The 21,729-nt window shown below is 72.4% G+C and carries 21 protein-coding genes; 10 read left to right on the top strand and 11 right to left on the bottom strand.

Annotated features, from left to right (window positions below; translation table 11 throughout):
* Positions 1–5 precede the first annotated feature (5 nt).
* Positions 6–776, top strand: coding sequence for a hypothetical protein (locus MON03_RS01350; RefSeq protein ID WP_242090034.1), 771 nt, complete (start codon positions 6–8; stop codon positions 774–776).
* A gap of 3 nt (positions 777–779) precedes the next feature.
* Here the strand turns inward: MON03_RS01350 and MON03_RS01345 are convergent, their stop codons facing one another.
* The 5 genes from MON03_RS01345 to MON03_RS01325 form a co-directional block, all read right to left on the bottom strand.
* Positions 780–1,562: an endonuclease/exonuclease/phosphatase family protein gene (locus MON03_RS01345; RefSeq protein WP_242090032.1), complete on the bottom strand. Its 783-nt coding sequence runs from the start codon at positions 1,560–1,562 to the stop codon at positions 780–782.
* A gap of 9 nt (positions 1,563–1,571) precedes the next feature.
* Positions 1,572–2,147 (bottom strand): sigma-70 family RNA polymerase sigma factor, encoded by a 576-nt coding sequence (locus MON03_RS01340; protein WP_242090030.1) that lies wholly within the window; start codon positions 2,145–2,147, stop codon positions 1,572–1,574.
* Between the two features lie 54 nt (positions 2,148–2,201).
* Positions 2,202–3,710 (bottom strand): LCP family protein, encoded by a 1,509-nt coding sequence (locus tag MON03_RS01335; protein ID WP_242090028.1) that lies wholly within the window; start codon positions 3,708–3,710, stop codon positions 2,202–2,204.
* Between the two features lie 70 nt (positions 3,711–3,780).
* Positions 3,781–4,434 (bottom strand): GntR family transcriptional regulator, encoded by a 654-nt coding sequence (locus MON03_RS01330; RefSeq protein WP_022902881.1) that lies wholly within the window; start codon positions 4,432–4,434, stop codon positions 3,781–3,783.
* A gap of 12 nt (positions 4,435–4,446) precedes the next feature.
* Positions 4,447–6,621, bottom strand: coding sequence for an MMPL family transporter (locus tag MON03_RS01325; RefSeq protein ID WP_242090026.1), 2,175 nt, complete (start codon positions 6,619–6,621; stop codon positions 4,447–4,449).
* Positions 6,622–6,691: 70 nt separating this feature from the next.
* Here MON03_RS01325 and MON03_RS01320 point away from each other — a divergent pair, with 70 nt between their 5' ends.
* Complete coding sequence (locus MON03_RS01320) at positions 6,692–7,096, top strand: MarR family winged helix-turn-helix transcriptional regulator (protein WP_242090024.1); 405 nt, start codon at positions 6,692–6,694, stop codon at positions 7,094–7,096.
* 388 nt (positions 7,097–7,484) lie between these two features.
* Positions 7,485–8,387, top strand: coding sequence for an LCP family protein (locus tag MON03_RS01315; RefSeq protein WP_175327896.1), 903 nt, complete (start codon positions 7,485–7,487; stop codon positions 8,385–8,387).
* 62 nt (positions 8,388–8,449) lie between these two features.
* Here the strand turns inward: MON03_RS01315 and MON03_RS01310 are convergent, their stop codons facing one another.
* The 5 genes from MON03_RS01310 to MON03_RS01290 all read right to left on the bottom strand — a co-directional run bounded on the left by MON03_RS01310 (position 8,450) and on the right by MON03_RS01290 (position 12,901).
* Entirely contained in the window at positions 8,450–9,136 is a 687-nt protein-coding gene (locus tag MON03_RS01310) for a LysM peptidoglycan-binding domain-containing protein (RefSeq protein WP_022902884.1), read from the bottom strand.
* Positions 9,137–9,437: 301 nt separating this feature from the next.
* Positions 9,438–10,589 (bottom strand): 23S rRNA (uracil(747)-C(5))-methyltransferase RlmC, encoded by a 1,152-nt coding sequence (gene rlmC, locus MON03_RS01305; protein WP_242090022.1) that lies wholly within the window; start codon positions 10,587–10,589, stop codon positions 9,438–9,440.
* Positions 10,590–10,596: 7 nt separating this feature from the next.
* Positions 10,597–11,493, bottom strand: coding sequence for an SMP-30/gluconolactonase/LRE family protein (locus MON03_RS01300; protein ID WP_242090020.1), 897 nt, complete (start codon positions 11,491–11,493; stop codon positions 10,597–10,599).
* A gap of 47 nt (positions 11,494–11,540) precedes the next feature.
* Complete coding sequence (locus MON03_RS01295; protein WP_242090018.1) at positions 11,541–12,182, bottom strand: FadR/GntR family transcriptional regulator; 642 nt, start codon at positions 12,180–12,182, stop codon at positions 11,541–11,543.
* The gene (locus MON03_RS01290; protein WP_022902891.1) at positions 12,179–12,901 is read right to left on the bottom strand and encodes an SDR family oxidoreductase; all 723 of its coding nucleotides are present in this window, start codon (positions 12,899–12,901) and stop codon (positions 12,179–12,181) included. Before MON03_RS01290 ends, MON03_RS01295 begins: the two co-directional genes overlap by 4 nt.
* A gap of 43 nt (positions 12,902–12,944) precedes the next feature.
* Between MON03_RS01290 and MON03_RS01285 the strand changes: the two genes are divergently transcribed.
* From MON03_RS01285 to mnhG, 7 genes are all read left to right on the top strand, one after another.
* Positions 12,945–13,730 carry an SDR family NAD(P)-dependent oxidoreductase gene (locus tag MON03_RS01285; protein ID WP_242090016.1) on the top strand — a complete coding sequence of 262 codons (786 nt, stop codon included), beginning with the start codon at positions 12,945–12,947 and terminating at the stop codon, positions 13,728–13,730.
* 156 nt (positions 13,731–13,886) lie between these two features.
* Positions 13,887–16,832 carry a Na+/H+ antiporter subunit A gene (locus tag MON03_RS01280; protein WP_242090014.1) on the top strand — a complete coding sequence of 982 codons (2,946 nt, stop codon included), beginning with the start codon at positions 13,887–13,889 and terminating at the stop codon, positions 16,830–16,832.
* On the top strand, positions 16,829–17,266 hold the full coding sequence (locus tag MON03_RS01275; RefSeq protein WP_022902895.1) for a Na(+)/H(+) antiporter subunit C: 438 nt from the start codon (positions 16,829–16,831) through the stop codon (positions 17,264–17,266). The genes MON03_RS01280 and MON03_RS01275 overlap by 4 nt, the downstream gene beginning before the upstream one ends.
* Positions 17,263–18,966: a Na+/H+ antiporter subunit D gene (locus MON03_RS01270; RefSeq protein WP_242090011.1), complete on the top strand. Its 1,704-nt coding sequence runs from the start codon at positions 17,263–17,265 to the stop codon at positions 18,964–18,966. Before MON03_RS01275 ends, MON03_RS01270 begins: the two co-directional genes overlap by 4 nt.
* The gene (locus tag MON03_RS01265; RefSeq protein WP_022902897.1) at positions 18,963–19,544 is read left to right on the top strand and encodes a Na+/H+ antiporter subunit E; all 582 of its coding nucleotides are present in this window, start codon (positions 18,963–18,965) and stop codon (positions 19,542–19,544) included. The genes MON03_RS01270 and MON03_RS01265 overlap by 4 nt, the downstream gene beginning before the upstream one ends.
* The gene (locus MON03_RS01260; RefSeq protein ID WP_229727953.1) at positions 19,541–19,879 is read left to right on the top strand and encodes an MrpF/PhaF family protein; all 339 of its coding nucleotides are present in this window, start codon (positions 19,541–19,543) and stop codon (positions 19,877–19,879) included. Before MON03_RS01265 ends, MON03_RS01260 begins: the two co-directional genes overlap by 4 nt.
* Positions 19,880–20,233, top strand: coding sequence for a monovalent cation/H(+) antiporter subunit G (gene mnhG / locus MON03_RS01255; RefSeq protein ID WP_242090009.1), 354 nt, complete (start codon positions 19,880–19,882; stop codon positions 20,231–20,233).
* 114 nt (positions 20,234–20,347) lie between these two features.
* Here the strand turns inward: mnhG and MON03_RS01250 are convergent, their stop codons facing one another.
* The gene (locus tag MON03_RS01250) at positions 20,348–21,565 is read right to left on the bottom strand and encodes an MFS transporter (RefSeq protein WP_242090007.1); all 1,218 of its coding nucleotides are present in this window, start codon (positions 21,563–21,565) and stop codon (positions 20,348–20,350) included.
* Positions 21,566–21,729 lie beyond the last annotated feature (164 nt).

The following is a 21,729-nucleotide window of genomic DNA, read 5'->3' as shown; positions in this document are numbered from 1 at the left end:
GACGGATGACCTTCCGCCCCGCACTCGCGCTCGGCGTCGCCGTGCTCGCCGCGTCGGCGACCACGATCGCGTCCGGAGCGCCCGCTCGGGCATCGGAGCCGTCGTGGGGATCGTCCTCCGCCCCGCGTGTGACGAACGGCACGCTCGCGCACGTGGACGCGGTCGAGCTCCACGCGGAGTCGCTCGTCTTCGAACGCGACGACCGCACCGTCGCCGTGGTCTCCATGCGCGACGCCCGCACGACCGTCGACGTGCTCGACCGACTGCTGGGCACGCCGGCCCGGACGCACACGGCCGAGGGCGACGGTGGCGCGTGCTTCCCCGCCGGCACGACCTACACGTGGGGCGGGGCGATCCGGGTCGCGGCCCTGGCGACGCCCGCGGACCTCGGCAACGCGGTCGAGATCCGCGTCCTCCGCGACGACGTCCGGACGCGGAACGGCACCACGGTCGAGCTCTCCGGCCCCCGCGGCGTGCAGGTCGGTGACGACATCGCGGGACGGATCGCGAAGACGGACCGCGCCGACCGGATGTCCTTCGGAGCGGACGACGAGGACGAGCCGTCGGCCTGGCAGGTGCTGCTCCAGCGCGGTTGGGACGCGACCGACGGATCGAGCGACGACCGGCGGGCGGACACCACGAGCGACGACGCCGCCCGGACCGCCGCGGCCCGCGCGGACGAGGACGGCCGGAACGGCGTCTCGGCGCTCACCGACGGGACCACCGTGGCCGTGCTCGGCTCGCCGATGCCGGTCAACGCCACCCGGAGCTGCTGACCGTCAGACGCGGATCGTCGCGATCACCGGGAAGTGGTCGCTCGCGAACCAGGTCTCCGGGCCGTCGTGGTCGATCACGACACGGTCGACGCCGCGCACACCACGGGTGAACACCCAGTCGATGCGCTCCCCCGACGACACCGGAGGCGCCCAGTCGTTGAACGTGGCGGTGCGGTCGTCCGGATCCCCGGCCACCGTCCACGTGTCCTCGAACCCCGCCTCGGCGAGCACACGCGATGCGGCTCCGGCACCGGCGGGCTCGTTGCAGTCGCCGGCGACGAGCACGGGGCCGTCGGTCGCTGCGAGCCGTTCGACGATCAGCGCTGCGCTCTTCGCGCGGACCTCGTCGCCGCGTGGGCCCTCCTCGTGGTCGAGGTGCGTGGTCAGCAGGGTGAACGCGTCGCCGTCCACGTCGACGAACCGGATGTGGTTCGCGATGCGTGGGTACGCACTGTCCCAGGTGTTCGACGCCGGTTCGTCCGGGGTGTCCGACATCCAGAACGAGCCCTGGTCGACGGGTCGGAGCCGAGACCGTCGGAAGAAGACCGCGGCGTGCTCACCCGCGTCGCCGCCCTCCCGTCCCTGGCCGACGGAACCGTGATCGGGCAGGCCCGCACGGAGGTCGTCCATCTGGTGATCGAACGCCTCCTGCACGCAGAGCAGGTCGGGGTCGTGCCGGCGGACCACGTCGAGCAGCACCGGGAGCCGTCCGGGCCAGTCGTGGGCGGGATCCGGGTTCTTCACGTTGTAGGTCATCAGGGTGATCGGACGCGCGGCGTTGTTCACCGCTCGAACCTACCGATCGGCGCGCAGGGACGCCATGGTCCGTCGCAGCGTGAGCACGCCGTCCCTGGCTCGGGTCTTCGCCGTGCCGAGCGGGAGGCCGAGCTCCGCAGCCAGCTCCGGACCGGACAGTCCGACGAGGTGCCGGAGGACGACCGCCTCCCGTTGGCGTGGCGGCAACCGGACGATCGCACGCCGGAGGGCCATCCGGTCGAGGACGCTCTCCGCGCGTTCCTGGCTCGCGAGGTCGACGGGCTCGTGGTCGCGGGCGCCGATCCGCAGGTCGCGGTCCCGGTCGGCGACGCTCTTGCGCACCCGGTCGATCGCTCGGCGGTTCGCGATCGTCCGCACCCAGGCGATCACGGAGTGCGACGGGTCGTACCGCCCGGCGATCGTCCAGAGCTCCAGGAACACGTCCTGGACGACCTCTTCGGCCTGGGTCGGGTCGGTCAGCTGGTGCCGGACGTAGCGCTCGACGATCGGCCGCAGGCGTCGGTGCAGCGCTGTGAAGGCCGCCTGGTCACCGCCGGCAACCGCGAGCATGAGCGCGCGCTCTTCCGCTCGGACGGCGAGGAGGTCAGCATGCACATCTGATATCTTGCATGTTGATCACGGGAGGGGCAAGTCCGGAGGCCCGCGTCCTCAGTTGATGCAGACGTTCGCCTTGCCGTAGTTGTGCACGTCCGTGGACTTCGGCGACGGCTCCTTGCTCGGCCGCGCGTCCGGCTTCTTCGTGGAGGTCGATCCCCCGGACCCCCCGGAGGACGGCTTCGAGGCCGACGACCCGGGCTGTGACGGCGCCGAGACGGTCTTGCCGTCCGAACCGAGGACCAGCGTCACACCGGTGACCGCGCTGGTGCGGACCGCGACCGCGCCCGGGGTCACCCGCACGACGGCCTTGGCCTGCGACTCCATGCCCTTCGGGTACTGCACCTGCGTCGCCTTCGTCGTGTCCGACGATCCCGGAGCACCCACCTGGAACCCACGCGCGGTGAGGTTCTGGGTCGCCGCCGCCGCCGCACCCTCGACCCCGCTGCCGTTGAGCACCGTGACGGTGGTGTTCGCCGGCTGCGCACGCCCGGCCTTCGTGTACGCCTCCGGCTCGCCGACGAGGCCCTGCACGAAAGCCGGGAGGCCGACCTCGTCCACCTGGACGATGGACAGCGCCGAGCCGTTGACGTAGATGGTCGGGGTGCCGAGCGTCGGGATCGTCGCCGACTGGATGTTGCCCGGTCGGAGGTTCCGCATCTGCGAGCCGAGCGAGACGAGGTCGGTGTCGGTCTGGATCGACCCACCGACCGCCTTGAGGATGTTGCCGAGCTTGATCGGGTTGAGCAGGGTCCCGGCGGAGAGCACCTTGCGCGCCTCCTGCGACAGGAAGTACTGCTGCCGGACGTTGCGGTCGAGGTCGCCGTTCGGGAGACCGTGCCGCTGCCGCACGAACGAGAGCGCCTGCTTGGCGTCGAGCGTCGACTTCCCCTTCGGCAGGTTCACGCCGGAGTACGGGTCGTTGACCGCGTTGTTGAGGCAGACGTTCACCGGGCCGAGTTCCTTGACGACCTGGTAGAAGCCGAGCAGCGAGACACGGACGTAGTGGTCGATCTGCAACCCGCTGAGGTTCTCGATTGTCTGGATGAGCAGCTTCGCGCCCCCGGTGTCGCCGCCCCCGTTCAGCGTGCCGTAGTAGAAGGCGCTGTTGAGCTTGCCCTTGCCCACGTTCGGGATGTCGACGTAGGAGTCGCGCGGGAACGAGATCATCGTCGCCTGGGAGCCGTCCGCGTTGATGTGCAGGACGATCATCGTGTCGGTGTTCGTCGCACCGCCGTCCGACTCCGTGCTGAGCTCGGCCATCTGCTCGGGGGTGGCGTTGTCCGGTCGGTGGTCGTCACCGACGAGCAGGATGTTCTGCGCCTGACCGTCGACGTCGTTCTTGGTGTCCTTCTTGCCCGTGATCGCGTTGATGATCGTCACGTTGCTGGCCAGCTGGTCGTACGTGTAGAACGCGTACGCACCACTGAGCGCGATCGCCATCGTGAGCACGCCCGCGACGGCCGGGAACACGGCGCTCAGGCGGCGCTTCTGGCGCCCGTGGCGGGGCGGCACGGAGCCGCGGCGGGCGCGGCGGGTCGTCTCGTCGGGTGCTTCGCTCACCCGGAAAGGGTAACCGCAGTGCTCGGACGTGCGATGAGAACGCCCGGTCGGTCCGCGAAGAGCGCCTGGCTCAGTGTTCGCGCGCGGGAAGGAGGTGCACGGCCTCCATGGCGAGCTCGGCGGCGATCGGGTCCTTCGCGAGCACCGCGGCCTTGAGCTTCTCGAGCTCCGGCAGGACGGTGTCCGCGGGGATGAGCTCCGGCAGTTCCGGTACCCGGAGCTTGAACGCCAGACCGTCGGTCGTCGACCGGCAGAGCGCCGCGAGCGATGCGTTGCCGCAGGCCTCGACCCACATCGAGTAGATGCTCGCACCCTCACGGGCGACCTCGTCCTGCTTGCCCTTCGTGCTCCGCGCGATGACGTCGTCGAGCATCTTGACGACCTTCTTGCGCTGCGGCTCGGTGAAGCGGGGCACGGCGAGCCGGACCACCCCGCCGTAGATCACACCGAGGGTCCGGTACGCGTCGAGCAGTTCGTCCTTGGTCGGCGCCGCCACCCGGGTGTACCGGTTCGGCGCCATCTCGATCAGCCCCGACCGGGCGAGTTCCGCGAGGGCTTCGCGGATGGGCGTGCGGGAGACGCCGAGCCAGGCGATGAGGTCGTCGTCGTTCAGCCGCTCGCCCGGCTCCAGCGTGCCGTCCATGATCGCGTCGCGGATCTTGTCCTGCACCGTGTCGCGGAGGAGCTTCCGCTCGGCGGCGGGCTGGGTCGAGGGCACTGGCATGGCACCAGCGTGTCACATGTGATGGGCCGGGCGCGACAGGCGCGACGGCCACCACGCCCGACGCCCGAGTTCGACGGCGAGCGCCGGGACGAGCAGCGAGCGCACCACCACCGTGTCGAGCAGGACGCCGAAGGCGACCACGAACGCGATCTGCACGAGGAACAGGATCGGGATCACGCCGAGCGCCGCGAACGTCGCCGCGAGCACGATGCCGGCCGAGGTGATGACACCGCCGGTCACACCGAGTCCGCGCAGCACACCCTCGCGCGGGCCGTGCCGCAGCGCCTCCTCCCGGACCCGGGTCATGAGGAAGATGTTGTAGTCGACGCCGAGTGCCACGAGGAACACGAACGAGTACAGCGGCACGGACGGGTCGGCCCCGGGGAAGTGGAACACGTGGTCGAACACGAGCGCCCCGACGCCGAGCGCCGCCGCGAAGGACACGATCACGCTGCCGATGAGGACGAGCGGCGCCACGATGCTCCGCAGCAGGAGCATGAGGATGAGCAGGATGACCGCGAGGACGACCGGGATGATGACCGAGCGGTCACGGATGCCCGTGTCGTTCGTGTCGAGCGCGGTCGCGGTGACCCCGCCGACGATCGCGTCCGGGTCCACCCGTTCCACGGCGGTCCGGAGGTCGCGGACGGTCTGCTCCGCCGCCGCGGAGTCGGCCGGGTCGGCGAGGGTGGCCTCGAGGAGGACGTCGCCGCGCGAGACCGTCGGCTCGGCGGTCGGGCCGGAGCCGCCACCGCCCGCGCCGGACCGAGCCGAGCCGGAGCCGCCACCAGCGCTCGCTCCGGACCCGTCGGTGACGGCGACCGTGCCGGACGGGGAGTCCTTCGCGGCCGCGACCACGCCGTCGACCCCGTCGACCCCGCGGACTGTCTCGACGAGCTCGTCGAGCGAGTCCGCGCGTCCGATGACCTGCGCCGGGCTGCCGGAACCGCCCGGGAAGTGGTCCGCCAGCACGTCCTGCCCGTCCCGGGCCTGGGATGCCCCGATGACGAGGTCGCTCTGCGGCACGCCGTCGGCCCGCAGGCCGAACAGCCCGGCTCCCATGGCGAGGAGGCCGACCGTGCACACGACCCAGACGACTCGTGACCGACGCGCCACGAGCCTCCCGACCGACGCCCAGAGGCCCTTCGCGTCCGGACCGGTCACGACGGGGTGGGCGGACCCGTACGCCGGCCGGAGCGGCCAGAAGGCCGCGCGCCGGAAGGCGAGGAGGAGCGCCGGCAGCAGGGTGAGCGCCGCGAGCAGGCTGAACGCGATGCCGATCGCGGCCACCGGCCCGAGCGCCTTGTTCGAGTTGAGGTCGGAGAACAGGAGGCAGAGGACACCCACGATGACCGTGCCACCGGATGCCAGGATCGGTTCGAGGCTGCCCCGGAGCGCGGCCTTCGTGGCCTCCCACCCGGTGCGGTGGTCACGGAGGGCTTCCCGGTAGCGCGCGGTGTAGAGCAGCGCGTAGTCCGTCGCGGCGCCGATCACGAGGATCGAGAGGATGCCCTGCACCTGCCCGTTGACGGTCACGAGGTCGGCCTTCGCCAGCCACCACACCACGAGGATCGAGGCGCAGAGCGCGAACGAGGCGGTGCTCAGCACGAGGACCGGCAGGAGTGGCGACCGGTACACGACGATGAGGATCACGAACACGGCGGCGAGGGCGACGCCGAGCAGGAGCCCGTCGATGCCGGCGAAGGCTGCGGTCAGGTCGGCCGTGAAGCCGGCCGGCCCGGTGACGAAGCCGCGAACGCCCGTCGGCAGGGCGTCGTCGACGTCCGCCCGGATCGCCTCCACCGCGTCGCCGGTCTCGGCCGTCTGCGTCAGTGTGGCGACGATCTCGACCGCGTCCCCGTCCTCGCTCGGGATGACCGGGCTGACACCCTGGACGTCGCCGCGGTCGCCGAGGTCCTCCGCGAGACGGTCTGCCGCAGCGAGGTCGGTGCGCGTCAAGCCGCCCGCACGGTCGAGGACCACGATGGCCGGGGCACCGGATGCCTGCCGGAACTCGGACGCTCGCTCCTGCACCTTCGTGGCGTCCGCCGAGGCCGGGAGGAAGGACGTCTGGTCGTTCGTCGAGACCTCGGCGATCTTGCCGAAGTAGGGACCGCCGACGGACGCGACGGCGAGCCAGGCGACGATGACGACGGCGGGGAGCACGATTCGGAGGAAGCGGGACACGGTGCGAGCGTACACCGATCGTCAGCATGCTGATCATCTGTCGTCGATGCCCGCTCCGTAGGATGCTGCCATGGAGGAACAGCCCGCGGCATGGCCCATGGGGCGCCTGCTGGCCGCGGCCGCACGACGTGTCGAGCGCGACTGGGACGAGCGACTGCGCGAGATCGGGCTCCCGCACGCCGGGCTCATCGCGATCGACATCCTGATCCGGACCGGTCCGACCGGCGCCGACACGGTCGCCCGCGCGGCACGGGTGCAGCCCCAGACGATGTCCCGCACGCTCGAGCGGCTCGAGCGGGACGGCCTCGTCGAACGCTCGCCGCACCCGGAGGACCGTCGGCGGCGCGTGGTCACGGTGACCGATGCCGGGCGGGCCGCGTGGGACACGGCGAAGCACATCGAGCGCGAGGTCCTGCCCGAGGACGCAGCGTTGCGTGGGGCGCTCGCAGCGATCATGAGCCGGACGAATCCCTAGCATCTGATATTGCACATGCGGTACTCTGGGAGGGTCGGCATCAGGGCCGGCCCGCATCCCAGGAGACCATGTGTCCGAACGCCGTGCAGCCAGAGCCGCCGCAGGGGCGGCTACCGCCGAATCCCACGACCGACCGCGACCCGGCGTCGGCGCGCCGCGACGCGCTGCACCGGCGAGCGTCAGGCCAGGGAGCGGGGATCTGCCGGGGGGCAGCGATCGATCCGGCGGCAACGGCCGGGTGGGTGGCACCGATCGGCCGGACCGCGTCCGGCAGCGCAACGACAGCGGGCGATCGAACCCCTCGAGGCGACGGCGACGCAGGCGCCCGTTCCTCGTCGCGCTCCTCGCGACGATCGGGACCCTCGCGGGACTGGCCACGGTCATCGCGGTGGTCGCCAGTGTCTTCATCGGCGGTCTCGCTCGCAGCTTCGACCAGAGCACCACCATCGACCACGCCTTCCCCAGCGGCGAGCGCCCCGCTCCGGTGGACGGCGTCGAGAACATCCTCCTGATCGGGTCGGACTCCCGCGCGTCGCTCGATCCGAACGGTGACGGCGTCACGGGCGGCCGCGCGGACACGCTGATGCTCCTGCACCTCCCGGCCGACCGCAAGCGCGCCTACCTCATGTCGATCATGCGCGACTCGTGGGTCGACATCCCCGGCCACGGGACCGCGAAGATCAACGCGGCGTTCAGCTGGGGCGGAGTCCCGCTCGTCGTCCGAACCGTCGAGGAACTCCTCGACTCCCGCATCGACCACGTCGCCGAGATCGACTTCGCCGGTTTCCGCGACATGACGAACGCACTCGGTGGCGTGACCGTGGACTCGCCGCGTGCGTTCACCGCCCGCGAGGGCGACGAGTTCGTCGCCGGCCCGAACCGCCTCGACGGCGACGCGGCGTTGGCCTTCGTCCGCGAGCGGTACGCCTTCGCCGACGCCGACCACACCCGGGTCCGCAACCAGCAGGCCTTCATGCGCGGCGTGCTCGACGGGGCCCTTTCGCGCGGCACCATCACGAACCCCGGTCGCATCCGGGCCTTCGTGGACGCGACGACCAGGTACTTGTCCGTCGACGCCGGCCTCGACCTCCGCACGCTCGTCGACCTCGGGTGGTCCCTGCGCGGCGTCAGGTCGTCCGACCTCGTGACCTTCACGATGCCGACGGCCGGCGGTGGGACCTCGAGCGACGGCCAGTCGTACGTCGCCGTGAACACCCTCGCGGTGCAGTCGCTGTCGCAGGCGCTGCGGTCGGACGACGTCGCCGGGTGGCTCGCGGAGAACCCGCAGTAGCCCGACGACGACGGAACCCCCTCGACCGAGGTCGAGGGGGTTCCGTCACGCAGTCGCGGCGATCAGGCCGGGAGCTGCAGGGTCTGACCCGCGTAGATGAGGTTCGGGTCGTCGATCGTCGACGTGTTCGCCGCCCAGAGCTGCTTCCAGCCGCCCTCGACGTCGAGCTTCGCGGCGATCTTGTCGAGCGTGTCACCCGACGCGATCTTGTAGGTCTTGCCGCTGGTCGCCACCGCGGCCGGCTTGCTCGAGGCAGCCGGGGCCGTCGCCTTCGGGGCCGCCTGCTGCGGCGCCGCCGGCGTGGTGCTCTGCTGCGGCGCAGCCTGCGTCGTGCTCTGCTGCGGAGCGGCCTGGGTCGCCGGTGCGGCGGGCTGCGGCGTGGCGGCCGTCGGAGCAGCACCGGTGGTGCCGCTCAGACCGAGCTTCGCGGAGCAGGCCGGCCATGCGCCCCAGCCCTGGGACGCGAGGACGCGCTCGGCGACGGCGATCTGGGTCTCGCGGCTGGCAGCGGCCGGGTTGCCCGAGCCGCCGTTGGCCTGCCACGTCCCCAGCGTGAACTGGAGACCGCCGTAGAAACCGTTGCCGGTGTTGATCGCCCAGTTACCACCGGACTCGCACTGTGCGAGCGCGTCCCAGGTCGAACCGGACGCTGCGTTCGCGGGCGCAGCCGCGAGGCCGACACCCGTCGCGGCGATGCCTGCGAAGGCGAGGCCACCGACGATGGTGCGGGTACGGGAAAGCTTCTTCATGTGATTGCTCCACCGGGACCGCGCGCCGGAGTTCCGACCTGTCCACTGCCCGTCCCGACCGTCCGCGGTCACGTTGTGGGGTGCGCCACCGGGGGCAGTGGTCTCGCGCCGGTGGCACCTCGGTCGGCCACCATAGGAAACTCCGCACCGTTATCAAACTGAGACAAACGGTTCTACCCTTCGGTGCTATGTCCCCCACGGTGAAACCTGTACGCCCCGATCGCCGTGCTCGCGCAGATGGTGCTGTACCCGGGTACGTTCGCTTGGCAATTCCCTGGGAAAGTCGGCCAGGAGGCTCGGATCACCGTCTCGACAGCACGGTCACGGCCTCGAGGTGGCCGGTCTGCGGGAACATGTCGAGGACCCGGACGCGGTCGAGTCGGAAGGACGGCATGCGTGCCAGGTCCTTCGCGAGGGTCGCCGGGTTGCAGCTCGAGTAGACGACGTGGTCGACGCTCGACGCTTCGAGCCAGTCCGCCAGCGTCACACCGATCCCGCGCCGGGGCGGGTTGACCACGACGAGTTCCGGCACGGCGTCCGGACGGGCTCGGAGCGCGTGCTCGGTGGCGTCGTCGGCGGCGAACCGGACGTCGGTCAGGCCGGCCTCGCGAGCGGACTGTCCCGCCGAACGGACGGCCTCGCGGCTCGTCTCGATGCCCGTCACCGCACGGCCGGGGCGAGCGGCGTGCAGGGCGAAGCCGCCGACCCCGCAGTACAGGTCCCACATCGAGGCGGGGTCCACCTCGTCGATCCACGCGGTGGCCTGCTCGTACAGCCGCGCGGCGACGACGGTGTTGGTCTGGAAGAAGCTCTGCGGACGGAGGTGCATCGTGACGTCCCCCATCCGCATCGGCAGCGTCGCCTGCTCGGTCAGGAGCACCTCGCGGTCGCCCTCGGTGACGGCCTTGTGCTCGGGGAGCAGGTTCGCCGTGACCACCACGGCCTCCGGCAGCACGGAGCGGAGCGCGGCGAGGTGCTCGCGGAGCCGGGGCAGCTGTCCCTCCGAACGCAGCACGAAGCGGACCATGAGCTCGCCGTCGGGTGACTCCGTCACGAGGACGAACTTCAGCTCACCCCGCCGGGCGGCGACGTCGTACGGGATCAGTCCGGCGTCGGCGATGAACCGTGCGAGGACCGGCAGCGCGCGCTGGATGCCGGGCGTGCAGATGCCGCAGTGCCGCAGGTCCACCCCGCGCTGGCGGTGGTCGAGGATGCCGACGGTCGGGTGCTGCACGGAGCCGCCGACCACCATCTTCGCCTTGTTGCGGTAGGCCGACTCCGGACTCGTGATCGCGGGGAGCCACTCGACCGCACCCGGACCGCCCGCGGCCTCGACCGCGTCGTGGAGCAGCTCGCGCGTCCGGATCTCCTTGTCGAGGACCTGGTCGGCGTACGGCTGGCCCATGAGCGTGCACGATCGGCACACCCCGCGGTCGAAGTAGTCGCACTGCATGGCCGTCTCAGGGTACGGCGTCCTTCCCCTGCGCGGCGTCCCGAGCCCGCGTCGGGAGCCGGTAGACCGAGGTCGTCGCGGTCAGGAACAGCTCGGTGCCGTCGTCCCCGCCGAAGCAGAGGTTCGAGACGACCTCCGGTACCGCGATCTCCCCGAGTCGCGCACCCGCCCGGTCGAACACGACGACGCCGCGGTGCGACGAGGACCAGACGTTGCCGTGCTCGTCCACACGGATGCCGTCGGGGACGCCCTCCCCCGCACCGAGCCGTGCGAAGTCGCGCCCGTTCTTCACGCGGACCCCGACGTCGTCGATGTCCACGTCGTACGCGCGGATCACCGGCAGGTCGCCCGAGGAACTCGCGACGTAGAGCACCCGCTCGTCCGGGGCGAACGCGAGCCCGTTCGGCTCGTCGACGTCGGTCACCACCGGCCGGAGGTCCCCGCCGTCCGGGCCGCAGCGGAACAGCCAGTGGTCGCCGTACTCACGGACGCCGGGGTGGCCTTCGCGGGGCTGGGTGATCCCGTACGCGGGGTCGGTGAACCAGACCGCACCGTCGGAGGCGACCACGACGTCGTTCGGCGAGTTGAGCCGACCACCGGCCCAGCCGTCCACGATCACGGACACCGCCCCGTCCCGGTCGCGCTCGACCCGCCGCAGTCCGTGCGAGCACTGCACGACGGAGCCGTCGCGGTCGAGCGTCCGACCGTTCGTGAACTCGACGTGCTCGGCGTACGTGTCGACGGCTCCGGTGTCGGCGTGCCACTGCAGGATCCGGTCGCCGGGGATGTCCGACCACCGGAGTGTCCTCGAGGCGGGCACCCAGCAGGGGCCCTCGGCCCAGGTGCTCCCGGTCGCGATCCGCTCGACGGCGGCCGGGTCGGGGACGAGGTCGGTGAACTCCATGACGCTCCTTCGCGTTGGTCTGCGGCCAGCCTGGCACCGGTCGCGGGTCAGGTCCGGTCGACGATCTCCTGCATCGTGGCACGGGCTGCGGCCGGGTCGCCGTCGGCGACGGCGCGCGCGAGCGCGCCGTGCAGCTGGACGTCGTGCTCGTCGGGCCCGATCCCGGCCCGCTCGTCGAGGGCCCGCTCGACGACGCCGTGGAGCCTGCGGAAGAGCGTGTTCCCGGACCGGTCCAGGACGGCGCGGTGCAGCGCACGATCGGCCTGGAGGAACGCGGTGGCGTCCGCGGCACCCGCCGCGGTGGCGAGGTGGTCGGCGGACGCGAGCAGTGCCTCCAGACCGGCGGTGTCACCGTCCGCGGCGGCCGCCGCCGCCGCGGCAGCGGGTTCCACCGCGCGCCGCAGCGTGCGCAGTTCGTCGAGGGCCGCCCGCCGGTCCGGGCCGGAGAGCCGCCAACCGATCACCCGGGGGTCGAGCACGTCCCACTCCGAGGACGCGAGTGCCAGCACGCCGACACGGCGCCGGGCACGGAGGAGTCCGAGGCCGACGAGCACCCGGACGGCCTCGCGGACGATGCTGCGGCTCGCACCGGTCCGGGCGACGAGGTCGTCGATGCTCACCGGGGCGGTGCCGAACCCGCCGTGGACGACGGCCGCGCCGAGCTCGTCGAGGACCCGGTCGTAGATCACCGCTGGGCGACCGGGCTGACGACGAGCTCGTCGACGCGCACGTGCGACGGGGCCTCGAGCACGAAGGACACCGCTCGGGCGACGTCCTCCGGCTGCAGCATGACGGCCCGTGCCGCAGCGTCGGGCACCACCGGTCGACGGTCGAGGAAGTCGGTGGCGACGTCCCCGGGACAGAGGTGGGTCGCACGGACGCCGTGCTCGGCCTCCTGCTGGTTGAGCGTGCGGACGACGGAGGCGAGCGCGGTCTTCGACGCCGAGTACGCGACGCCGGCGCCGGGCTGGAAGGACCACCCGGCGTACGAGGAGACGACGACCACGGTGCCGCCGACCGCGCGGAGCGACGGGAGCGCCACGTCGACGACGGCGACCACGCCGGTCAGGTTCGTGTCGACGATCGCCCGGAAGTCGGCCATCGTCTGGTCGTCCCACCGGCGCTCGGGGGCGTTGAGACCGGCGGCGAGGACGAGCCCGTCGAGCCGACCGTGCCGGCCGAGCAGCACGTCCCGAGCGGTCGCGACGGCGGTGACGTCGGCGGTGTCGAGCGGCAGGACGTCGGCGCTGCCGCCGGCTGCACGCACGGTCTGGGCGACGGCGTCGAGTCGGTCGGTCCGGCGACCGCTCAGCACGACGGTCCAGCCGTCCCGCGCGGCCTGTTCCGCCACGGCGGCACCCATGCCGCTCCCGCCGCCGGTGATCCAGAGCACGCGCGCATCGGTCATGGGTGAATAGTATGCCTATTGCAGACCGACGACGGGAGCGACGATGCACCTCGACCTGACCGACCGCGTGGTGGTCGTGACCGGAGCCGCGCGCGGGATCGGCGCGGTGATCGCCGAGCGGTTCGTCGCCGAGGGGTGTCGTGTGGCCGCGCTCGACCTCGGGTTCCCGGACGTGGCCGACGACGGGGGCGCCGTGCCCGACGACGGGCACGCCCTGCCCGACCGGATCGTGTGCGACGTCACCGACCCGGCGTCGGTCCGGGCCGCGGTCGCCACCGTCGTCGAGCGCCACGGCACGGTCGACGTGCTCGTGAACAACGCGGGCATCAACGTCGAAGGGACCGTCGCCGACCTCGGGTGGGAGGGCTGGCGTCGGTGCATGGACGTCAACGCGGGCGGCACCTTCCTCGTGAGCCAGGCCGTCGCGCCCGTGATGCAGGCGGCGGGTCGGGGGCGGATCATCAACGCCGCGTCCTTCGCCGCGATCGTGCCGAGCGTCGGGAGCGCGGCGTACGCGGCGTCGAAGGCCGCCGTCGTGCAGTTCACGCGGGTGCTCGCGTCCGAGCTCGGGCCGTGGGACATCACCGTGAACGCCTACGCACCGGGCATGGTGCCGACCGCGATGAACGGCTTCGCGGACATGCCGCCGGACCGGCAGGACCGCCTGCTCGACACGCTCTCGCTGCGCCGGTGGGAGACCGCGGACGACGTGGCCGACCTGCTCGTGTTCCTGGCGAGCGACGCGGCCGGGTACATCACGGGGACGCTCGTCGACGTCTCCGGAGGGAAGCTCGCGACGCAGATCCCCGCGCGGGCGCACGGACGCTGACCGGTCGACTCGGCCGGCGCGCGAGCAGACTGGACGGGACGGCCCGACCGGCTGCTCCTGACACTGTCCGGGCACACAGGTTCTGCCCATCGGGGCCACCCTAAGCTGGGAGCATCCAGTGAGCCGGACTGCAGCCCGACCCCGAGGAGGTGCCCCATGGTCACCGTCCTCGCCGCGTTCGCGGTCCTCGCCCTCGTCGTCCCGGCGCTGACGCCCTGGCTCGGGCGCCGGGTCTTCCTCATCGCCGCGCTCGCACCCGCTGCGGCTGCGGTGCTCACGGTCGCGCAGACCCCGGCGGCCCTCGGTCCTGGCATCCGCGAGCGCTCGACCTGGGTCCCGCAGCTCGACCTCGCGATCGGCCTGCGCGTCGACGCCCTCTCGTGGGTGCTCGCGCTCGTCGTCACCGTCGTGGGCACGCTCGTGCTCGTCTACTGTGCGGCGTACTTCGAGGAGCGCGAGGTCGGGCTCGGCCGGTTCGCCGGCGTCCTCACCGCCTTCGCCGGCTCGATGTACGGACTCGTCATCGCCGACGACGTCATCGTCCTCTTCGTGCTGTGGGAGGCCACGACCGTCTTCTCCTACCTCCTCATCGGACACGACGCGGTGAAGCGCGCCAGCCGCGCCGCCGCCATGCAGGCACTCGTCGTGACGACCGCCGGCGGGCTCGCGATGCTCGCCGGGCTCGTGCTGCTGTCCGTCCGGGCCGGCACCACGTCGCTGAGCGCCATCGTCGACGCCGCACCGACCCTGGTGTCCGCGGGCGGCGCGCTCGTCCCGGTGTCGGTCGTGCTCGTCCTGCTCGGTGCCCTGACGAAGTCCGCGATCGTCCCCTTCCACTTCTGGCTCCCGGCGGCGATGGCCGCGCCGACCCCGGTCAGCGCCTACCTCCACGCCGCGGCGATGGTGAAGGCCGGCATCTACCTCGTCGCCCGCCTCGCCCCGGGCTTCGCGCTCGTCGACGGCTGGCGCGGGACGGTCACGGTGCTCGGGGTGTGCGGCATGCTCATCGGCGGCTACCGGGCGCTCCGGCAGACCGACCTCAAGCTGCTGCTCGCGTACGGCACGGTGGCCCAGCTCGGGTTCCTGGTGCTCGCGGTCGGGTGGGGCGAGCCGGCCGTCGCGCTCGGGGGGATCGCCCTGCTCGTCGCCCACGCGACGTTCAAGTCGACGCTGTTCCTCGTCGTCGGCGCGATCGACCACGCAGCCGGGACCCGCGACCTCGGGCGGCTCAGCGGCCTCGGACGGCGGATGCCCTGGCTCGTGGTCGTGACCGTCCTGGCGCTCGCCTCGATGGCCGGACTGCCGCCCACGATCGGCTTCGTCGCGAAGGAGGCCGTGCTCACCGGGTTCGTCGAGTCCCTCCACGCCGGTCCCGACACCGGGTGGGCGTGGGTCGCGCTCGTCGGCGTCACCATCGGGTCCCTGCTCACCGTGGCGTACTCGCTGCGGTTCCTGTGGGGTGCGTTCGCCCGGAAGCCCGGCGTCGCGGACACCGAGCCCCACGCGCTGCACGGCCTCGGGGCGGTGCCGTCGGTGCTCGGCGTCCTCGGCGTGGTGCTCGGTCTCGCCACCCCGCTCGTGGCGAAGGGCGTCGAACCGGCCGCGAACGCCGCGTCGATCGGCTTCGCCCCGGTGCCCCACCTCGCGCTGTGGCACGGGCTCGAGCCGGCGCTCGGGCTGTCCGCGGTCACGCTCCTCGGCGGCACCGCCCTGTTCCTCCTGCGCCGTCCGGTCGAGGCGCTGCAGCACCGGTTGGCGGGGGCGCCGAGCGCGGCCGGCACCTACCGCCGGGTCATGCGCGGACTCGACCGCGGCGCGACCGGCCTGACCGCGGCGCTCCAGCGGGGCTCGCTCCCCTACTACCTCACCGTGATCCTGTCGGTCTTCGTGGCGGGGGCGCTCGTGAACCTGGTCGTCGGCGGACCCTGGGCGTTCTCGGTGCGGTTCGCAGACTCGTGGGGTCAGGTCCCGGTCGTGGTGGTGATGAGCATCGGCGCGATCGCCGTCACGAGCGCGAAGACCCGGTTCGCCGCCGCCGTGCTCGTCGGGGTCACCGGGTACGGGATGTCCGTGCTCTTCGTCCTGCACGGGGCGGTCGACCTCGCGCTCACCCAGCTCGTGGTCGAGACGGTGACGCTCATCGCGTTCGTCCTGGTGCTCCGACGGCTGCCCCCGCGCATCGCGACGGCAAACCCCTCGCGCTTCCGGATCGTGCGTGCGCTCTTCGCGGGGTTCGCCGGGACCACGCTCGCGGTCGTCGTGGTGGTCGCTGCGTCGTCGCGGACCGCGCAGCCGCTCTGGCCCGACCTCCCCGCCCTGACGAGCTCGTTCGGGCACGGACTCAACGTCGTGAACGTCGCCCTCGTCGACCTCCGTGGTTGGGACACCCTCGGCGAACTGACCGTGGTCGTCGCCGCGGCCACCGGGGTCGCGAGCCTCATCTTCGTCAACTCCCGCGAGGACACCCTGCCGCGGCTCCGCGACCTGCCGTCGAGCATCACGAGCGACAAGCACCGTCCCGACGGCGAGCCGCGGGCCTGGCTGCCGACGAGCGCAGCGATGCCGACCGGGCGTTCGGCGCTCCTCGACGTGGTCGTCCGGCTGCTCTTCCACGGACTCGTCGTCCTGTCGGTCTACCTGCTGTTCGCCGGGCACAACGCCGCCGGCGGCGGGTTCGCCGGCGGCCTCGTCGCCGGCATCGCGCTGGCGGCCCGGTACCTCGCCGGCGGCCCGGCCGAACTCGGTGCCGCGGCCCCGGTCCGCGCGGGTCGCCTGCTCGGCCTCGGCGTCGCGACGGCCACCGTGACCGCGCTCGTGCCGCTGTTCTTCGGGAAGGAGGCGCTGTACTCCGAGTTCGTCGAGGCCACGGTCCCGGTCCTCGGGCACGTCGAGTTCGTCACGGCGACGTTCTTCGACATCGGCGTCTACCTCGTGGTCGTCGGCCTCGTGCTCGACGTCCTCCGCAGCCTCGGCGCCGAGGTCGACCGCCAGCGACTCGAGGACCTCCGCGCCCCGATCGCCGACTCCACGGAGCCCGACACGACCCGGTCCGACCCCGTGCACGACGCCGCGGCCGCCACCCCGGAAGGGAGTGCCACGTGACCGTCACCCTGGTCCTCGTCATCGCCATGGCCGTGCTGTTCTCGTGCGGCGTCTACCTGCTGCTCGAACGGTCCCTGACGCGCATGCTGCTCGGGTTCCTGCTCCTCGGCAACGCGCTCAACCTGCTCCTCCTCGTGATGTCCGGGGCCGCCGGCAAGCCACCGATCGGGAAGTCCGCCGAGGGCATCACGGATCCGCTCCCCCAGGCCTTCGCCCTCACCGCGATCGTCATCACCTTCGCGGTCAGCGCCTTCCTCCTCGCCCTCATCCACCGCTCCTGGAAGCTGTCGCGCGCGGACGAGGTCGGGGTCGACGAGGCCGACGCCGCGATCGGACGCCAGCGCGACGGCAGCGGCGACGAGGACGTCGTCGACGAGGACCCGGAGATCGACACCGACCCCGAGGCCGCCCAGCAGGAGGAGAACGCCCGATGACCTGGCTCGTCCCCCTCCTCGTGCTTGTCCCGCTGCTCGGCGCCGCGGTCGCGCTCGGGCTCGTCCGTCACCAGAAGACGCAGCGGGCCATCACGGTCGCCGTGCTGGCGATCGCCGTCGCCGTGGCCGTCACCCTCATGGTGCTCGTCGACCGGCACGGCACGATCGTCGTGCAGGTGGGCGGCTGGCAGGCGCCGTACGGCATCAGTCTCGTGGTCGACCGGCTGAGCGCCCTGCTCCTCACGGTCAGCGCGAGCGTGCTCCTGCTCGTCCTGCTGTTCTCGATCGGGCAGGGCCTCGCCGACGACGACGAGGACGCCCCGGTCACGATCTTCTACCCGACCTACCTCGTGCTCGCGGCGGGCGTGCTCGACTCGTTCATCGCGGGCGACCTCTTCAACCTCTACGTCGCGTTCGAGATGCTCCTCGTCGCCTCGTACGTGCTCATCACCGTCGGGGGCAGCGAGCAACGGGTGCGCGCTGGGACGACGTACATCGTGACGAGCCTCATCGCGTCCGCGATCTTCCTCGCCGCCATCGGGCTCGTGTACGGGGCGACCGGGACCGTGAACATCGCGCAGATCTCCGAACGGGTCGCCGAGTTGCCGGAGCACGTGCAGCTGCTGCTCCACACGATGCTGCTCATCGGGTTCGGCATCAAGGCCGCGGTCTTCCCGCTGGCGTTCTGGCTACCGGACTCGTACCCGACGGCCCCCGCCCCCGTCACCGCGGTCTTCGCGGGACTCCTCACGAAGGTCGGCATCTACGCGATCATCCGGCTCGAGACGATCATCTTCCCGCGGCCGCAGCTCAACACGGTGCTGCTCGTGGTCGCGATCCTCACGATGGTCGTCGGCGTGCTCGGCGCGGTGTCGCAGACGGACGTGAAACGGCTGCTGTCCTTCACGCTCATCAGCCACATCGGGTTCATGGTGATGGGGGTCGGGCTGGGGTCGGTCGCCGGCACGGCCGCGGCGGTGTTCTACACGGTGCACCACATCGTCGTGCAGACGACCCTGTTCCTGGTCTCGGGGTTGATGGAGCGCGTCGGCGGCACGACCTCGACCCGTTCCCTCGGCGGGCTCCTCAAGGCCGCGCCGCTGCTCGCCGCGCTGTACCTCGTGCCGGCGTTCAACCTGGGCGGCATCCCGCCGTTCTCCGGGTTCATCGGCAAGCTCGGTCTGTTCCGCGCCGCTGCCGAGGACGGTTCCCCACTGGCGTACGCGACGATCGCCGCCGGGGTCGTGACGAGCCTCCTGACCCTCTACGCGCTCATGCGCGTCTGGGACGCCGCCTTCTGGCGGCCCAAGCCGGCGGCCGAGGCGGCCGCCCCGCACGCGAGCACGGCCGAGCCGCACGCGCACCTGCGGGCGCCGGAACCGGCGCCGCTGACCGTCTCCGAGGAGACCGGTGAGGCGTACCACCCGGGAGGCTCGGTGACGGTCACCGACGCACCGCACGCGAGCCGTGCCTCCCGTCCGGACGAGACGGCCACGGGCGGGCCGACGCCCGTCGCCGGCGAGGCGCCGCCGCGCACCCGTCTGCCCCGCATGCTCGTCGGCGTCACGACCGTCGCGGTCCTCGGGTCGGTGGCCCTCACGGTGGTGGCGGGCCCCCTCTACGGGTACGCGACCCGGGCGGCGGAGTCGCTCGAGTCGCCGGACCGGTACGTGCAGGCCGTGCTCGGAGGCGACCGATGAGCGACACCCGACGCTTCACGAACGCGCGGCGGATCGCCGTCGCGTGGCGCTACGACGTACCGCTCGTCGCCGGCCTCACCGTCCTCTGGGCACTGCTGTGGGGCTCGTGGACGCCGCTGACCCTGCTGTGCGGCATCGTCGTCGCGCTGCTCGTGACGCAGCTGCTCCCGCTGCCACCGGTCCCCCTGTCGGGGCGCTTCTCGCTCCCTGCCGTCCTCTGGTTCCTGGTCGTGTGGGGCGGGTTGGTCGTGGCCGCGTCCTTCCGGGTCGCGTGGGCGGCGTTCCGTCCACGTGGGGTGCGGCGCAGCTCGATCGTGCTCGTGCAGCTGCACAGCACGTCCGAGATGACGTTCACCCTCGCGACGATCGCGGTCTCGCTCGTGCCGGGCTCGTACGTCGCCGACGTGGACCTGCGGCACCGTCGGGTCCTGCTGCACGTGCTGGACACCGAACGGATCGAGCAGGTCGAGGCCGAACGGCGGACCGCGCTCCGCATCGAGGCCATGGTCATCCGCGCGCTCGGGTCGCGGCAGGACGTCTCGGAGCTCTCCGAGCCGCTGCCGGAGGTCGTCCGGTGAGCGCCGGGGTCGTGGTCATGGCGGTCTGCGTCGCCGTCGTCCTGGTGCTCCTCGGGGTGACGCTCGCACTGGCGGTCGGTCGCATCGTCCGGGGGCCGACGATCCTCGACCGGATGATCGGTTCCGACCTGGTGCTGACGACGGTCCTCATCGTGACCGCCGCCGCGATGGCGCTCCGTCGGGACCTCACCGCCGTCCCGGTCCTCGTGGTGATCGCCGCGACGAGCGTGTTCGCGACCGTCGCCGTCGCCCGGGCGGTCACACCCTCGTCTGACCCGTCGGACGAGGGTTCCGACGCGACGACCCCGGAGCACGCGATCGAGGAGGAGACGTAGGTGATCGACCTCATCGAGGCGTTCGTCGAGGGCGCCGGGATCCGCGCCTGGATCGCCGTCGCGCTGCTGCTCGTCAGCTCCGTGCTGTCGCTCGGCGCCGCCGTGGGCATCGTCCGGTTCCCCGACCCGCTCGTCCGCCTGCACGCCATGGCGAAGCCGCAGGTGCTCGGGCTGGCCTTCGCGCTCGCGGCGGTCGTGGTGGCCGTGTGGACGTGGACGGCGCTCTGGGTCGTGCTCCCGATCATGGTCTTCCAGCTGTTCCTGGTGCCGGTGTCGACGCACATGATCGCGCGGGCCGGGCTGCGGTCGGGCGACCACCGGCACGAGGCGCTGCTCCACGACGACACGGAGTAGGCGGGGGCGGCGCGCGGCGGGTGTCCGACGTCGAACGACGCCGCCGATGTCGTGCGACAGCGGCCAGGTCGTCTCACAGCGACGCTGCGCCGCCCGCAGCGCCCGCAGCGCCGGTCAGCGCCGGGTGGCCCGCCGCTCGAGCACCAGGTCCGCGACCGCCGCCACGACGACGACGCCGGCCGCGATCGCCGGCAGCACCATCGCTCCCGCCGCACCGGCACGCTCGGCGACTGCGCCCGTGACGGCCGACGACAGGGACTGTCCGACGATGACCGCCGAGCCGAGGATCGTCATGGTCGTCGCCGAGCGTCCGACCGGCGCCCGCTCGGACCCGAGGGAGTACTGCGTCACGAGGGTGGGGCCGATGCCGATCCCCATGACGCCGAGCACGAGCGCGACCGCGACCACCGAGTCCGCGTACGCGAAGGCCACCGCCCCGCCGAGGAGCACCGCCCCGAACACCAGCCAGCGCCAGCCGAGGCCGAACGCCCGCGGGAACGCCGCCGACCCGAGCGCGAGCGCCGCCGACCCGATGCCCATCACGCCGTAGAGGAGCCCGGCGCGCGAGGCTCCGCCGTGCGCCTCCATGAACGCGGTCAGCGAGGTGAGGGTCGCGCCGAAGAACAGGCCGATGCCGAGGATGCCCGCCACCACCACGAGCAACCGGGGGCGCAGCAGCTGCCGGGCGGGCGCCTGCGCCACGTGCCCGGTGCCGCCGGCGACGAGACGCCCGGTCGGGTGGAGGGCGAAGGCCGTGACGAACGCGAGCGTCAGGACGGACGCCCCGGCCACCGCGACCCACGGTGCGATCGCGCTCGCGAGCACGCCGACGAGGAACGGTCCGATGATGAACACCGTCTCGTCGGCGGCGGACTCGTAGGCCATCGTGCCGCTCGTGACCCGCTCGCGGCGGTCCGGGCTCATCCGCTGCCGGATGATCGCGACGAGCCGGGTCCGGGACATCGGGGCGACCTGCGGCGCCGACGCCCCGACGAGGAACGCCATCGCGAGGACGGCCACGTCGGGCGCGGCGCTCGTCACGACCAACGGCAGCGCGCCGAGGAGCACGCCGTTGACGATGCCGACCGGGACGAGCACGCGCCGTTGGCCGAAGCGGTCCGCGGCCGCACCGACGACCGGGCCGAAGACCGCGGAGCCGATGCCGACGGAGGCGGAGTTCAGCCCGCCGAGGGCCACCGAGTCGCGCGCGGCGACGACGAGGGTGAGGACGCCGACGACCATCATCGCGAACGGGAGTCGCGCGACGAAGGCGATCGGGAAGTACCACCGACCGGCGTGGGCGATCAGGGACGTGGGTCGTGCGTGGAGCATGGGGTGTGCCTTCTCGGCCCGGCCGTCCGCGGCAGCGGGCCCATCGGGTGCCGCCGCTGTCCGTCGCGCCCGGAGGGCGGGCGACGGCCGGTAGATACACACTGCGTGTTCGTGGTACTTCCCCAGCCTACCGCGCGGCGGCCTGGAGGCACGGGGCGGGCCCG

The sequence above is a fragment of the Curtobacterium sp. DN_7.5 genome, from assembly GCF_022655355.1.
In the GTDB taxonomy this organism is placed as follows: Bacteria; Actinomycetota; Actinomycetes; order Actinomycetales; family Microbacteriaceae; genus Curtobacterium; species Curtobacterium luteum.
This window is presented reverse-complemented; position numbering and strand designations above follow the sequence as displayed.